This is a genomic window from Streptomyces sp. NPDC088124 (genome assembly GCF_040685895.1).
Lineage (GTDB): Bacteria > Actinomycetota > Actinomycetes > Streptomycetales > Streptomycetaceae > Streptomyces.
This window is the reverse complement of sequence record NZ_JBFBJB010000028.1, coordinates 103,648-118,058: the sequence shown is the minus strand read 5'-3', so window position 1 is coordinate 118,058 and position 14,411 is coordinate 103,648. Positions and strand designations below refer to the sequence as shown.

Genomic DNA, 14,411 nt, shown 5'->3' with positions numbered 1-14,411 from the left:
CCTACATATCGTATTCACCCGCGTACGGCTCGCGCCCCGGCTGGCTGCACGACCTCAGCCGACGGCTCCCGGACGCGCCGCCCGGGGTGATGGAGGCCATCAACCTCACCGCGCTGGAGAAGTTCCGCGAGGAGGAGGCCGAGTGGCTGCACTTCGGTTTCACCCCGTTCACCGGACTCTCCGCCGAGCACGATCCGGCCGGGGCGGGGAAGGTCACCCGTAAGATCATCCGGCTGCTGGCCGACCGCGGCGACACGATCTATCCCGCGGCCAGTCAGCTCGCCTACAAGGAGAAGTGGGGCCCCCAGCTCGTGCTTCCCGAGTACGTGGCCTTCCACGGCCGGGCGAGGCTGGGGGCCATCTGGCAGATCCTGCGGGTCACGAAGTCGGTGTGACCCCCGGTCGCCGGTCCTGCCCGGTCAGTTCTGTCTGCTCAGATGCGGTGCCTGCCGCAGGATGTCCTGGAACGTGTCACGCAGCCCGTGTCCGGGCTGCAGTCCCAGATGCTGCGACAAGTACTCCCGGGTGCGGTGGTACGTGTTGAGCGCGTCCGCCTGCCGGCCCGAGAGGTAGAGCGCGGTGATGAGCTGTTCGCAGAAACGTTCGTGCAGCGGGTATCTGGCGTGCAGTTGTTCCAGTGCGGGGATGACGGCCCGGGGGTGATCCAGCCGAAGACGCAGGTCGAACAGCCTTTCGTACGCGCCCAGTCTGACCTCTTCCAGCTGGGTGTAGGCCACCTGGCAGATCATCCCGTTCCCGGCGTCGATCAGTGCCGGACCGCGCCACAGGGACACCGCCTCGTTCAGCAGATCGACGGCTCCCCGGAGGTCGTACGCGCTGATCGCGTCGGCCCGGGACACCAGTTGGGGCAGCCGGGAAGCGTCGACGTTCTCCTCGGCCAGCTCCAGGACATAGCCGGTCGGAGAGGTCTGGATGACATTCCGCAGCGCCGCCTTTCCTCCGTGTGTGACCAACACCCGTCGTAGCCGGGCTATATGGCCGTGCAGTGAATTTTCCGCGCTGTTCGGGGGCGCTTCGCCCCACAGCTCGTCGATGAGCTCACTCCGTGAGACGGAGCGGCCGACCGACAGGGAGAGGGCCGCCAGGATCGAGCGTAATTTCTCCCCGGGTATCCGGACCTGGGCCCCGTCGTCGATAACTTCCATCGGTCCGAGAAGTTTGATCTGCAATTGCTCGCCCCGTTGCCTTCCTGATGCGACCGATGAGTAGGTCTGTGGAATGCCTCCCCGCCCGGGCCGGCCCCCATGCCACCGCGCCGCCGTCCGCAGGGACAGTGTGAGCGGTAACACCACTGCCGACCCGGATTCGCGATGAGATCACTCCGGTACCTCAGCGATGATGACCGCCTACTCGTAGGTAGGGCGGCCGAGTGGGAAAGCTTTGATCTTCCGACTGTGAACTTGGCTCATTCTCGACCATCGATGCCGGGCATCGCGCCACGATGAGGTGGGAGCACGCCAAAGTTCCACAATTTTTCTTCATGGCAAACAAAAGGCGGCGGGGTTCCCGGCGGTGCTCGCCGGGAGCCCCGCCGGGCACCGCCGGCAACCGGATCCGATGTCCCGCCGCCTGTCCGGGCTCCGAACAGACATCGCGCCGCCCGCGAGGAGCCGGTGTCCGGTGCTCCCCGTCCGTGAGGGCCCGGGTGCATGCACATGCCGAGGCGTACGGCATCGACGAGCCGCCCTATTCCGGCCGGTGATCCCGCGCGCCCTCGGTGCCGAGCGGGCCCTCTCGGTGCTGAGGGCGCGCGGGCCCTCGGTCATCGGCCAGGACACGGCGGAGGGCGAAACAGTTCCCGGAGCGCGGGATCGAACAGTTCTCGGAGAGGCGCGGGCCGTGGTGGGCCGTAACGGGCCGTGCCGGAGCGGCACTTACGCCGTCGCTACAGCACCCCCGCTAAGCTGCGGAGACCTGTGCGAAGGCCCTCCCGTGGGAGGGCCGTGCACCGCGCGTAGAAGAGCGCCCCCGGCAGGACTCGAACCTGCGGCCAAGTGCTTAGAAGGCACCTGCTCTATCCACTGAGCTACGGGGGCCGAAATGGTGGCCTCGGTGACCTGGAGCCCCTTGTGGGTGGTTCCGTGACCTTGCCGGGACAAGGATAGGGCTCCGATCACCCTGACCCGGTTGCTTCACGTGCGTGGCACGTTGTGGAGGTTCAGTGAAGCGAACCGATAATCGCAGGCAGGTGCGATTCGTGCATCGCTTTTGGGCTCTGGCGCACCGGGTGTTGTGCACTCGTTATGCCTGCGCCCCACTCGTCCCGTCTGTCCCGAAGCATAACCGGCGCGCAGAGGGGTTCATACGCTTCAAAAAGGCTCCAAAATTGGGCATTCTTCGCATGTGGTGACCTTGGATGTACGGCCCCAGCTGATCGACGCACTTTCCGCACTGCGCGACCGTGTCGCCGCCGTGCGTCTGCCACTGCCCCTCACCGGGGCACCACGCGCCCGGCAGACCCGGGCCGAGCTGCTGGCGCAGCTCGACGACTATCTGCTGCCGAGGCTCCGGGACCCCGAGGCGCCCCTCCTCGTGGTCGTCGGCGGCTCTACCGGGGCCGGAAAGTCCACGCTGGTCAACTCCCTTGTGGGGCGGCGGGTCAGCGAAGCGGGGGTGCTGCGCCCCACCACACGTACCCCGGTACTGGTCTGTCATCCCGAAGATCACCACTGGTTCGCCGGTATGAGGGTGCTGCCCCATCTCACCCGCGTCTGGCTGCCCCAGCAGGAGGAGGACCCCGGAGCGGGACCCGGCGGCGACGGCCCGCCGGGCGGGGAACAGAACGCGCTGCGCATCGACACCGCCACCGCGCTGCCCCGCGGGCTCGCCCTGCTCGACGCCCCCGACATCGACTCCCTCGTCGTGGAGAACCGGCTGCTCGCGGCGGAGTTGATCTGCGCCGCCGACGTGTGGGTGATGGTGACCACCGCCTCGCGGTACGCGGACGCCGTGCCGTGGCACCTCCTGCGTACGGCGAAGGAGTACGACGCGTCCCTCGTCACCGTCCTCGACCGGGTACCGCACCAGGTGATCGACGAGGTGTCCCGGCAGTACGGGGCGCTCCTCAGGCGGGCCGGGCTCGGCGACGTGCCCCGGTTCACCATCCCCGAGCTGCCCGAGTCGGCCGGCGGCGGGCGCGGGCTGCTGCCCACCACCGCCGTCGCGCCGCTGCTCGCCTGGCTCGCGCACCGGGTGCAGGACCCGGCCGCCCGCCAGCAGGCCCTGGTCCGTACCGCCGCCGGGGTCATCGACTCGCTCAACGCGCGCATGCCGGAACTGGCGGGGGCCGTCGCCGCCCAGTACGCCGCCGCCGTACGGCTGACGGGCGCCGTGGAGGACGCGTACGCCGCCGAGGGGGAGCGGGTACGCCGCCAGCTCCAGCGCGGCGCCGTCCTCGCCGGGGACGCGCGCACCCGGTGGCGGAGCTACCCCCGCGACAGCTCGGCGCGGGAGCTGCTCGACTCGCTCGTGGAGAGCCTCGGCGCGCTCCTCCAGTGCGCCGTGGCCGCCGCCGAGGAGCGCGTGGAGGCGGCCTGGCGCCACGAACCGGCCGCCGGGGCACTTCCCCCGCCCGCGATCGACGGGGAGGCCGTGGAGCGGGTCGGGATGGCCGTACGCCGCTGGCGCCGCGTCCTGGAGGAGCTGGCCGACGAGGAGGTACGGCAGCACGAACGCAACGCCGCACCCGACGCCGAGACGGTGGCCGCCCTCCTCGCGGCGGCGCTCCTCGGCGGCCGGCGGGCCCGGCTCGCGGGGGAGCGGCTCGCGGAGCGGATCGGGGCACAGGGCGCGCTGCGGCTGCGTGACCGGGGCGGCGCGCTGATGACCACGTACATCGACCGCGTACTGCACGAAGAGCGCGACCGGCGGCTGGCGCCCCTCGACGCACTTGAGGTGAGCCCGGAACCGCAGGCCGAGTTGATCGCCGCGCTGTCCGTACTCCAGAGGGAAAGGTGATCCAGGTGACCGACGCGAAGGACACGAAGGACGCGCAGGGCGTGCCGGACAGGGAGGACGCGCAGAAGGACGGAAAGGGTGCGCAGGCGTCGAAGGCGTCCAAGGCGTCGAGGGCTCCGCGGCGGACCAGGGGCTTCAGAAAGGATCCCCACGGTGCCGCGGACTCCGGGGACTCCAGGGACTCCAGGGCGGAAGCCTCCCGGGAGAGCGCTCAGGAGGCCGCTCCGGGGACCCTTCCGGACGCTCCGGAGCCGGGCGGCGAGGTGCCCGCCGGTTCCGCCGGTTCCTGGGACGACGGGCTGATCGCCCGGCGCGCCGCGGGGAAGGGCGCCACGGAGGACCTGGCGGACCTGGAGGGGCTGGAGGGCCTCACCTCCTTCGAGGAGCTGGACGGGCCACCCGGCGCCTCCGCGGGCGGCAGCGGGGCACACACCCCCATCGGCGGCGCCGACAGCGGGCCGCTGCGGGCCCGGCTCGACGCGCTGGGCGAGCTGGTGGGGCTGTCCAGGACCCGGGTCGACGGCACCGTCCTCGCCGAGGCGGGCCGCGTACTGGACGAGGCGGCGGCGCGTCGGCGGCTCTCCGCGTTCCACACCGTCGTCGCCATCGCGGGCGCCACCGGCAGCGGCAAGTCGACGCTGTTCAACGCGCTGGCCGAGGTGCCGATCTCCGAGACCGGCCTGCGCAGGCCCACCACCTCCGCCCCCATCGCCTGCGTCTGGTCCGACGGCGCGGCCGGGCTGCTCGACCGGCTCGCCATCCCCGGACGGCTGCGCCGCAGGCCGCTCGCGGGCGGCGACGGCGACGAGGAACTGCACGGCCTCGTCCTCGTCGACCTCCCCGACCACGACTCGGCGGTCGTACGCCACCGGGACCAGGTGGACCGGGTGCTCGCCCTCGTCGACGCCGTCATCTGGGTCGTGGACCCCGAGAAGTACGCGGACGCCGCACTCCACGAGCGCTACCTGCGGCCGCTCGCCGGGCACGCCGAGATCACCTTCGTCGTCCTCAACCAGATCGACCGGCTCCCCGGCGACGCCGCGGACCAGGTGCTGGACGATCTGCGCCGCCTCCTCGACGAGGACGGCATGGCCCTCGGAGAACACGGCGAGCCCGGCGCCACCGTCCTCGCCGTCTCCGCGCTGACCGGGCAGGGCGTGGGCGAACTGCGCGACCTGCTCGGACGGTTCGTGCGGGAGCGCGACGCCGCGGTGCTGCGGATCACCGCGGACGTGGACGCCGCGGCCCGCAAACTGCGCTCCGCGTACGTCGCCGAGGGGCGCGCCGGGCTCGGGGAGCGCTCCCGCGAGCAGTTCACCGACCGGCTGGCCTGGGCGGTCGGCGCCGTCGCCGCGGGCGAGGCGGCGGAGCGCGAGTGGCGCAGGAACGCCGGGCGCGCGTGCGGCACACCGTGGCTGCGCCTGTGGCGGTGGTACGAGCGGACCCGCACCCCGGGCGGCGGCGCGGCCCCGGCCGCCCCGGTCGTCGTCGAGGACGAGCTGACCGCGCGCCAGCGTGTCGAACAGGCGGTGCGCACCGTCGTGGAGGAGGCGTCGGCCGGGCTGCCCGAGCCGTGGGCGCACTCCGTGCGCGAGGCGGCCGTACGGGGCGCCGAGGGGCTGCCGGAGGAACTGGACGAACTGGCGGTGACGGCGGGCCCGCCGCCGGGACGGCCGCCGCGCCCGGCCTGGTGGCCCGCCGCCGTACTGGCGCAGGCGGCCATGACCCTGCTCCAGATCTTCGGCGCGCTCTGGCTGATGGGCCAGATCATCGGCGTGCTGGAACCGGGGCTGGTGCCGCCCGTGCTGGTCATGCTCGCCGGGATCGTCGGCGGTCCGTTCGTCGAGTGGGCGTGCGGCGCGGCGGCCAGGGGGCCCGCGCGGCGGTACGGGCAGGACGCCGAGCGGCGGCTGCGGGAGGCGGCGGCGGGATGCGGACGGGCGAAGGTGCTCGACCCGATCTCGGCCGAGCTGATGCGCTACCGGGAGGTGCGGGAGCAGTACGTCACGGTCTCCCGGGGCGGCGGCTGAGCACGTCGGCGGGCCGCGCGCGGGTCATGAACGGGGGGAGGAGAGAGAGGGGCACCGTCACTGGATCGGGTGACGGGGTTTTCCACAACTGACAGGTAATACACAGGCGTCAGCACATTCTTTCCGTCCGGTCCAGCATGGGATCAGTCGAATGCGGCCGGACGGGAGGCAGATTATGAACGACACGGTGGTTACGGTGGTGGGGAATGTCGCCACAGGGGTGGAATTCAGGGAGTCGGAGACGGGCGGGGCCGCGCGGTTCCGATTCGCGGCCACCTCGCGCCGCTGGGACCGCGCGCGCGGCGCGTGGACGGACGGGCCCACGAGCTTCTACACGGTGTGGGCGCGGCGGACACTGGGAGTCAACCTGGCGGCGTCGGTCGCCGTGGGCGAACCGCTGGTGGTGCACGGCAGGCTGCGGGTGCGGGAGGACGAGTGGGACGGGCAGCGCCGGACGTCCGTGGAGATCGACGCGGTGGCGGTGGGCCACGACCTCAGCCGGGGCACCTCCGCGTTCAGGCGGCTGACCAGGACGGCCCCGGCCCTGACCGAGCGTCACGGACCGGCACCGGAGCGGCAGGGGACGGGCCAGCAGCGGCCCGGGGAAGAGGCGCGGCACGGACCGCCACGGAGCACGCCCGACCCGGTCGCCGTCCCGACTCCCGTTCCCTGAGCGGCGGTTGTGGAGATTTTTCGATACTCTCGGTCACCTCTCATGTGTGAATCGGCCACTGGATAACGATTCCGATTCGGAACGGTGGCCCAGGGGCGCGGGCGCCTTCCGGGGTTCTCGGCGTCCATAGGATTCACGGGTACTCACTGGGCACTTGAGTCTGCAGGCGAGGCAACCCCCCACGCGTTCCGCGCGAAAGTGCCTCGCCCGAAGGGGAATTCTGTGTTTTCTGCGATATCTGAGTCCTCCGCGCGGCGGCGGGTCGTGGCTCGTCTCGCCGCCGCGGTTCTCGCTTCGGGTCTGGTGGCGCTGACCTCGCTGACCGGTGCCGGTACCGCCGTGGCCGACGACGGCTCCCACTACCAGGGGGGCGCCGCCGCGACCCTCGACGGGCTGAAGACCTACGACGAGGCCGTACTCCACACGGACGGCAAGGAACAGCGGTTGCCCGCCGGGCTGTTCGAGATGACCGTCGACGGTGGCGGCAAGCTCAAGACGTACTGCATCGACATCCACAACCCCACTCAGGACCAGGCGAAGTACCTGGAGACCCCCTGGGCCGAGACCTCGCTCAACACCAACCCGGACGCGGGAAGGATCCGCTGGATCCTGGAGCACTCCTACCCCCAGGTCGACGACCTCGCGGCGCTCGCCGAGACCGCGGGGACCGGCCCGCTGACCCAGCGGACCGCGGCGGCCGGTACGCAGGTCGCGATCTGGCGGTACTCCGACGGGGCCGACGTCGACGCGAGCGACCCGGCGGCCGAGAAGCTCGCAGACTGGCTGGAGAAGAGCGCGCGGGACAGCGCCGAGCCCAAGGCGTCGCTCACCCTGGATCCCGGTGTGGTCTCCGGCCGGGCCGGTGAGCGGCTGGGCCCCGTGACCGTACGCACGGACGCCGCCGGGGTCACGGTGACCCCGCCCGCCGACGCCGCCGCCACCGGCATCCGCATCACCGACAAGGACGGCGCACCCCTCGCCACCGCGGTCGACGGCACCGAGCTGTACTTCGACGTGCCCGAGGACACCGCAGACGGCACCGCCTCCCTCGGCGTGCAGGCCACCACCTCCGTGCCCGTCGGCCGCGCCTTCGCCGGGGTGACCAGGAGCCAGACCCAGATCCTCGCCGGGTCCAGCGACTCCACGGTCTCCGCGACGGCGACCGCCAACTGGGCCGCGGGAGGGCCGATACCCGCGGTCACCGCGCGCAAGAACTGCGCCAAGAGCGGGGTCGACATCACCGCCGACAACGAGGGCGACGAGCCGTTCGTCTTCGAGATCGGCGGCGAGGAGCACACCGTCACGCCCGGCGGGTCCACCACGGTCGTCGTCCCGGTCGGTGAGGACGAGACGTACGGCATCACCGTGACCGGCACCAACGGCTTCTCGAAGACCTTCGACGGCGTCCTGGACTGTGTGACCACCGGCGACTCCGGCACCGTCACCCAGCAGGCGTCCGGGCAGCCCGTCCCGCTCTCGGCCGGCGGCTCCTCGACGGGCGCCACCGCGACGGCCGGCGCCGCCGGCGCCGTGACCGCCACGGGCGACCTCGCCGAGACCGGCTCCTCCGCCGCCACCCCGGTCATCGCGGGCGTCGCGATCGCGCTCGTCCTCGTCGGCGGCGGAGCCGTCTACTTCCTCCGTAAGAAGAACGCCCCTGCCGGAGAGTGAACGGCGCGGAGTGAACGGCGGAGTATGAGCGGCGCGGAGTGAACGACCGCGGGCTCTGAGTGACCCGCCGCAGGTGATGGCCCCCGGACGCACGGACGTCCCGGGGGCCATTCTCGTGCCGCCACGGGGAACCCACCGGCGTACGCGCCCGGACGGCCGCGCCGGAGCTGTCCGCGCAGCGGTACTGGTTTCCTTCGGGGGATGGACGTACGGCAAGATGGGGTGTATCTGCCCTCCCGCGGCGGAGCCGCACATTGGCCCTTCTCGATTGCCGGACGGTTTCTCTTGGCTGAGTACATCTACACGATGCGCAAGGCGCGTAAGGCGCACGGCGACAAGGTCATCCTCGATGACGTGACGCAGAGCTTCTTGCCGGGTGCGAAGATCGGTGTGGTGGGACCCAACGGCGCGGGAAAGTCCACCATCCTGAAGATCATGGCCGGTCTGGAGCAGCCGTCGAACGGCGACGCGTTCCTGACCCCGGGGTACACCGTCGGCATGCTCCTCCAGGAGCCTGAGCTCGACGAGTCCAAGACCGTGCTGCAGAACGTCCAGGACGGCGCCGCCGAGACCATGGGCAAGCTCAACCGCTTCAACGAGGTGGCCGAGCTGATGGCGACGGACTACTCCGACGCCCTCATGGAGGAGATGGGCAAGCTCCAGGAGGACCTCGACCACGCCAACGCGTGGGACCTGGACACCCAGCTCGAACAGGCCATGGACGCGCTCGGCTGCCCGCCCGGCGACTGGCCCGTCACCAACCTGTCCGGTGGGGAGCGCCGCCGCGTCGCGCTCTGCAAGCTGCTGCTCGAAGCCCCCGACCTGCTCCTCCTCGACGAGCCCACCAACCACCTGGACGCCGAGTCCGTGCAGTGGCTGGAGCAGCACCTCGCCAAGTACCCCGGCACCATCGTCGCCGTCACCCACGACCGGTACTTCCTCGACAACGTCGCCGGGTGGATCTGCGAGGTCGACCGCGGCCGTCTCCACGGCTACGAGGGCAACTACTCCAAGTACCTGGAGACCAAGCAGACCCGCCTCAAGGTCGAGGGCCAGAAGGACGCCAAGCGCGCCAAGCGGCTCAAGGACGAGCTGGAGTGGGTCCGCTCCAACGCGAAGGGCCGCCAGGCCAAGTCCAAGGCCCGTCTCGCCCGTTACGAGGAGATGGCCGCCGAGGCCGACAAGATGCGGAAGCTGGACTTCGAGGAGATCCAGATCCCGCCGGGCCCGCGGCTCGGCAATGTCGTCGTCGAGGTCGAGAACCTCTCCAAGGCGTTCGGCGACAAGGTCCTCATCGACGACCTGTCCTTCACGCTGCCGCGCAACGGCATCGTCGGGGTCATCGGCCCGAACGGCGCCGGCAAGACCACGCTGTTCAAGATGATCCAGGGCTTCGAGGAGCCGGACTCCGGCACCATCAAGGTCGGCGACACCGTCAAGATCAGCTACGTCGACCAGGGCCGCGGCAACATCGACCCGAAGAAGACGCTGTGGGCGGTCGTCTCGGACGAGCTGGACTACATCAACGTCGGCCACGTCGAGATGCCCTCGCGCGCCTACGTCTCCGCCTTCGGCTTCAAGGGCCCGGACCAGCAGAAGCCCGCCGGGGTGCTCTCCGGCGGTGAGCGCAACCGCCTCAACCTGGCGCTCACCCTCAAGCAGGGCGGCAACCTGCTCCTCCTCGACGAGCCGACGAACGACCTCGACGTCGAGACCCTCTCCTCGCTGGAGAACGCGCTGCTGGAGTTCCCGGGCGCGGCCGTGGTCGTCTCCCACGACCGGTGGTTCCTGGACCGCGTCGCCACGCACATCCTGGCGTACGAGGGCGACTCCAAGTGGTTCTGGTTCGAGGGCAACTTCGAGTCGTACGAGAAGAACAAGGTCGAGCGGCTCGGCGCCGACGCCTCCCGCCCGCACCGGGCCACCTACAAGAAGCTCACGCGGGGCTGAGATGGCGCGTCACTTCTACAGCTGCCCCCTGCGCTGGTCGGACATGGACGCCTTCGGGCACGTCAACAACGCGGTCTTCATCAGCTACCTCGAAGAGGCCCGCATCGACTTCATGTTCCGGCTCGCGCCGGGGGACGGCTCGCCGTCGTTCTCCGGCGGGTCCGTGGTCGCCCGGCACGAGATCGACTACAAGCGCCCGCTCGTCCACCGGCACCAGCCGGTGACCGTCGAGTCCTGGGTGACGAAGATCAACGCCGCGTCGCTGACGATCGCGTACGAGATCAAGGACGGCGACCAGGTGTACGTACGGGCCTCGACGGTCGTCGTGCCCTACGACCTGGAGGCGGCCAGGCCCCGGCGGATCAGCGCCGAGGAGAAGGCTCACCTCCAGCGTTACCTGGACGACGGCGACGACAGCGGCGAGGGCGACGGCGCCGACCGCAAGGACGACGACGGCAAGGACGCTCTCGCGGCATGACCATGCCTGTCAGAACCCTGGAGTTCGCCGACCCGCGGGAGGCCGACGACCTCGGTGCCTTCCTCGCCCGGCTGATCCACTACGACCGTGCCGCCGCCGTCCGGCTCCAGGCCGGCGGCGGGGCCGCGGGCGGCGGCGCGCTCGCGGTCTTCGGCCGCCCCGCCTCCTTCGAGGTGCTGGCCATCCGTACGGCCCGGCTCGGCGCCCCGGACGCCCCACAGGCGCAGGCCCCGCTGGACGTCACGGTCTCCGCCGGGGAACTCCTGGACGCCATCGACGCGGGCTCCGCCGAGGACACCGTGCGCACGGCGGTCGTCCCGGCCGCCGTCACCGGTCCGCCGTGGGCCGGGGTGCTGCCGCCGCGCGGCGGCTGGCGCCAGGTGGCCGGGCTCCCCGGCGCCGAGTCCGTCCGGCGCGCGCTGGCGGTGGCGGTCGCGGAGTTCCGCGCCAGGGACGAACAACTGGCGCCCGGCGACCGGACGCGCTCCGCGCGCGACCGGATCGGCCGGGAGATCTGGTCCCGCACCCTCGGCGACACCCATCTGCCGCTGCGCGCCGTGCACGCGGCGCAGTCGCTGGGCTTCCTGCGCCCGGTGCGCGCGCTGGTGCCCGCGGGAGCCGCCCCAGAGGAGCCGTGGGCGCTGCTGGAGTCCGGCGGCTGGCTCCGGCTCCGTACCGCCTTCGGCTCGATCGCGGTACGGCGCTCCGGACTCGGTGGTCTGACGGTCACGCCCGCCTGAGCCCGCCCTCCCGGAGAGCGGGCACGGGCGGGCACGGGCGGGCACGGGCCGGGACGGTCAGCCCGCGGTGTTCACCATCGAGGCGGCGGCGTACGTCATGTAGTCCCAGAGCTGCCGCTCGTGCGCCTCCGACAGCCCCAGCTCGTCCACCGCCACCCGCATGTGCCGCAGCCAGGCGTCGTGCGCGGCGCTGTCCACCGCGAACGGGGCGTGCCGCATCCGCAGCCGCGGGTGGCCGCGCTGGTCGCTGTAGGTGCGGGGGCCGCCCCAGTACTGCATGAGGAAGAGCGTGAAGCGCTCCTCGGCCGGGCCCAGGTCCTCCTCCGGGTACATCGGCCGCAGCAGCGGGTCCTCCGCGACCCCCTGGTAGAAGCGGCGGACCAGGCGCCGGAAGGTCTCCTCGCCGCCGACCTGCTCGTAGAAGGTCTGCTCCTGAAGCGTGCCGTGCGGAATATCGTTCACCCGTCCATCGTCTCAGACGCGACGGCCGAGGACCCCGGACCTAGGACCACCGATCCCGGTGGCCCCGGGCCCGGGACCACCGGCCGCGTACCGCGCGGGTCCGCTCGCTTCCCGGGCCGTCAGCCAGGACAGTGGAGAGATGGGCGCACACCGGGCAGAGCCGTACGGCCCCGACGACGCGGCCGCCGCCGAGGCGCGCGCCGGGCTGGTCCGGGAGATCGCGGCGACCGGCGCGCTGGACGATCCGGCCTGGCGGGCGGCGTTCGAGGAAGTGCCGCGCCACCTCTTCGTGCCGTACTACTTCACCAGCCGTCCCGGCGGCTGGGACCGGCTCTGGAGCGGTGACCCCGACCCCGGGCGCCGCGGGCGCTGGCTGCGCGGCGCGTACGCGGACGCCCCGCTCGCCACCCGGGTCCGCGACGGCGAGCTGATCTCGTCCAGCAGCCAGCCCTCCCTGATGGCGAGGATGCTGGCGGAGCTGGACGTACGGGACGGCCACCGCGTCCTGGAGATCGGCGCGGGCAGCGGCTACAACGCGGCCCTGCTCTCCCACCGGGTCGGCGACGCGAACGTGACCACCATCGATCTGGAACCGGAGATCACCGAGTCGGCCCGGGGCCATCTCGCCACGGCCGGATACCGGCCCACCGTCGTCACCGGCGACGGGGCGCGCGGCTGCCCCGGGCGCGCGCCGTTCGACCGGATCATCGCGACCTGCACCCTGCCGTCGGTGCCGCAGGTCTGGACGGCGCAGTGCCGTCCCGGGGCCCGGATCCTGGCCCCGCTCGCCACCGGGCTGATCGCGCTGGAGGTCACGGACTCGCCGCACGGCCGGTACGCGGAGGGGCGCTTCCTGCACACCTCCGCCTACTTCGTACCGCTGAGGGGCGTCCCGGCCAGGCGGGCGGGCACGTACCGCTCCCTCGGCGGGCTCCCGCGCCGCACGAGCGAGAACGATCTGTTCCGCTTCCTGCTGACCCTGACCGCGGGCCGGCTCGATCCGCGCGAGGCGCTCTCGCTCTGGGAGCGTGAGCGGCGCCCGGAACGGGAGCGGTACGGCGTCACCGTCGGCGAGGGCGGCCAGTGGGCCTGGCTGGACGATCCGGCGGGCCCGTACGTCTGGCCGCTCGGGCAGACGTACGGACCGGGGACCGGAGGGCTCAGTCGCGGCGGATCGTGATCGTCGTCCAGGCGCCGACATGCACCCGGTCACCGTCCTTGAGCGGGACGGGGACGAAGGGCTGTATCGGATCCTCGGCGCCGTTCAGCGTCGTGCCGTTGGTGGAGTTCTGGTCGACGACCGCCCAGCTCCCGTCCGGCTGGTGCACCAGGACCGCGTGCTGGTGCGAGACACCCGGGTCCTCCGGCGGCACGGACAGATCGATGTCGGGCGACTCGCCGGTGGAGTGCCGGCGGCGGCCGATCGCGATCTGGTTGCCGGCCAGCGACAGACGCTGCTCGGGGGAGTACGCGGGCAGGTTCAGCCCGGTGGCCTCGGGGCCGCTGCGCTGCATCATCGCCATGAAGTAGTCACGGTCGGGACCGATGACCGCCGTCCAGGTCGCCGGGCGCTGGTACTGCGGCGCCGCCTCGTGCCGCTGGGACTCCTGCGGGCCCTGGGGCGCCGGAGGCTGCGACACCGAGGAGGAGGGCGGCGGCAGCATCCAGTCGTCGTCGCTCCGCTGGGGTCCCGGCGGGGCCGGGGGAGCGGACGACTGCTGGAAGATCGGCGAGACCGGCAGCTGCGACGCGCTCTCCTGCTGGTACGGCGACGGTGCGCCCTCCTGCTGGTAGGGCGAGGGCGACTGCTGCTGGTACGGCGACGGGGGCGGCGGGCCCGGCTGCGGGTAGTCCGGACGCGCGTAGTCCGGCACGGGCCGCGGCGGCGCGGGGACTCCGGCGGGCGCTCCGCCGGGCGGCGCCGACTGGTCGGGCGACAGGGGCTCGGCGGGGCGGTTGAGCTGCGAGGGGCGCGAACTCTGGTATTCGAACGGCTCCTGCGGCCGGGACGGCGGCTGCGCCTGGAAGCCGGGCGGCAGATTGAGCCCGGGCACCGGGCCACCCGCTCCGCCGGGACCACCGGGACCACTCGGGCCACCGAAACCGCCGGGGTTCTGGTGCTGCGGGGCCAGCGGGGTGTACGACGTCGCCGTGTTCGTCAGGAAGTTCCAGCGGCACTCCTCGCAGAACGGGGCCATCTGCTCCCGGGGCGTGCGGCATTGCGGGCACAGCTCCGCCTGTCCGGTGGCGGCGGCACCGCCCGGCGGCGGATAGCCGTAGCCGGGCGCCGGGGGTGGTGGGGGAGGCGGCGGCGGGGCGGCGCCCGCCGGGGCGCCGGGGCCGGCCATGCGATGGCCACAGACCTCGCACCAGTCCTCGGAACCCGACTGGTGTCCGTTCGGGCAGGTCGGCATGTCGGCGCTTCCTCC

12 protein-coding genes and 1 tRNA gene are annotated in these 14,411 nt (G+C 72.2%); 9 read left to right on the top strand and 4 right to left on the bottom strand.

The window, feature by feature from the left end; all coding sequences use genetic code 11:
* Window positions 1-395 (top strand): phosphatidylglycerol lysyltransferase domain-containing protein (locus tag AB0P17_RS23695; RefSeq protein ID WP_365813874.1); only part of this gene is annotated, 395 nt, incomplete at its 5' end.
* Window positions 396-419: 24 nt separating this feature from the next.
* Here AB0P17_RS23695 and AB0P17_RS23690 read toward each other — a convergent pair.
* Together AB0P17_RS23690 and AB0P17_RS23685 are read right to left on the bottom strand one after the other, a co-directional pair.
* Window positions 420-1,166, bottom strand: coding sequence for an AfsR/SARP family transcriptional regulator (locus AB0P17_RS23690; RefSeq protein ID WP_365813873.1), 747 nt, complete (start codon window positions 1,164-1,166; stop codon window positions 420-422).
* An 818-nt stretch (window positions 1,167-1,984) separates the two neighbouring features.
* Window positions 1,985-2,057, bottom strand: a tRNA-Arg gene (locus AB0P17_RS23685).
* Between the two features lie 316 nt (window positions 2,058-2,373).
* Between AB0P17_RS23685 and AB0P17_RS23680 the strand changes: the two genes are divergently transcribed.
* The 7 genes from AB0P17_RS23680 (at window position 2,374) to AB0P17_RS23650 (ending at window position 11,520) form a co-directional block, all read left to right on the top strand.
* Window positions 2,374-3,978, top strand: coding sequence for a dynamin family protein (locus AB0P17_RS23680; RefSeq protein ID WP_365813884.1), 1,605 nt, complete (start codon window positions 2,374-2,376; stop codon window positions 3,976-3,978).
* A gap of 263 nt (window positions 3,979-4,241) precedes the next feature.
* Window positions 4,242-6,008, top strand: coding sequence for a GTPase (locus tag AB0P17_RS23675; RefSeq protein ID WP_365813883.1), 1,767 nt, complete (start codon window positions 4,242-4,244; stop codon window positions 6,006-6,008).
* Window positions 6,009-6,183: 175 nt separating this feature from the next.
* Window positions 6,184-6,681, top strand: a complete 498-nt coding sequence (locus tag AB0P17_RS23670) for a single-stranded DNA-binding protein (RefSeq protein WP_365813872.1) — start codon at window positions 6,184-6,186, stop codon at window positions 6,679-6,681.
* Window positions 6,682-6,945: 264 nt separating this feature from the next.
* The gene (locus AB0P17_RS23665; protein WP_365813871.1) at window positions 6,946-8,352 is read left to right on the top strand and encodes a thioester domain-containing protein; all 1,407 of its coding nucleotides are present in this window, start codon (window positions 6,946-6,948) and stop codon (window positions 8,350-8,352) included.
* Between the two features lie 285 nt (window positions 8,353-8,637).
* A complete protein-coding gene (gene ettA, locus AB0P17_RS23660; protein WP_365813870.1) occupies window positions 8,638-10,302 on the top strand; it encodes an energy-dependent translational throttle protein EttA in 1,665 nt (554 codons plus the stop codon).
* Between the two features lies 1 nt (window position 10,303).
* The gene (locus AB0P17_RS23655) at window positions 10,304-10,780 is read left to right on the top strand and encodes a thioesterase family protein (protein ID WP_365813869.1); all 477 of its coding nucleotides are present in this window, start codon (window positions 10,304-10,306) and stop codon (window positions 10,778-10,780) included.
* Window positions 10,777-11,520 carry a hypothetical protein gene (locus AB0P17_RS23650; protein ID WP_365813868.1) on the top strand — a complete coding sequence of 248 codons (744 nt, stop codon included), beginning with the start codon at window positions 10,777-10,779 and terminating at the stop codon, window positions 11,518-11,520. The genes AB0P17_RS23655 and AB0P17_RS23650 overlap by 4 nt, the downstream gene beginning before the upstream one ends.
* Before the next feature lie 57 nt (window positions 11,521-11,577).
* Here the strand turns inward: AB0P17_RS23650 and AB0P17_RS23645 are convergent, their stop codons facing one another.
* On the bottom strand, window positions 11,578-11,982 hold the full coding sequence (locus AB0P17_RS23645; RefSeq protein ID WP_365813867.1) for a globin: 405 nt from the start codon (window positions 11,980-11,982) through the stop codon (window positions 11,578-11,580).
* Between the two features lie 139 nt (window positions 11,983-12,121).
* Here AB0P17_RS23645 and AB0P17_RS23640 point away from each other — a divergent pair, with 139 nt between their 5' ends.
* Window positions 12,122-13,162, top strand: a complete 1,041-nt coding sequence (locus tag AB0P17_RS23640) for a methyltransferase domain-containing protein (RefSeq protein WP_365813865.1) — start codon at window positions 12,122-12,124, stop codon at window positions 13,160-13,162.
* Here the strand turns inward: AB0P17_RS23640 and AB0P17_RS23635 are convergent.
* The gene (locus AB0P17_RS23635; RefSeq protein ID WP_365813864.1) at window positions 13,143-14,396 is read right to left on the bottom strand and encodes an FHA domain-containing protein; all 1,254 of its coding nucleotides are present in this window, start codon (window positions 14,394-14,396) and stop codon (window positions 13,143-13,145) included. The genes AB0P17_RS23640 and AB0P17_RS23635 overlap by 20 nt on opposite strands.
* Between the last annotated feature and the right edge of the window lie 15 nt (window positions 14,397-14,411).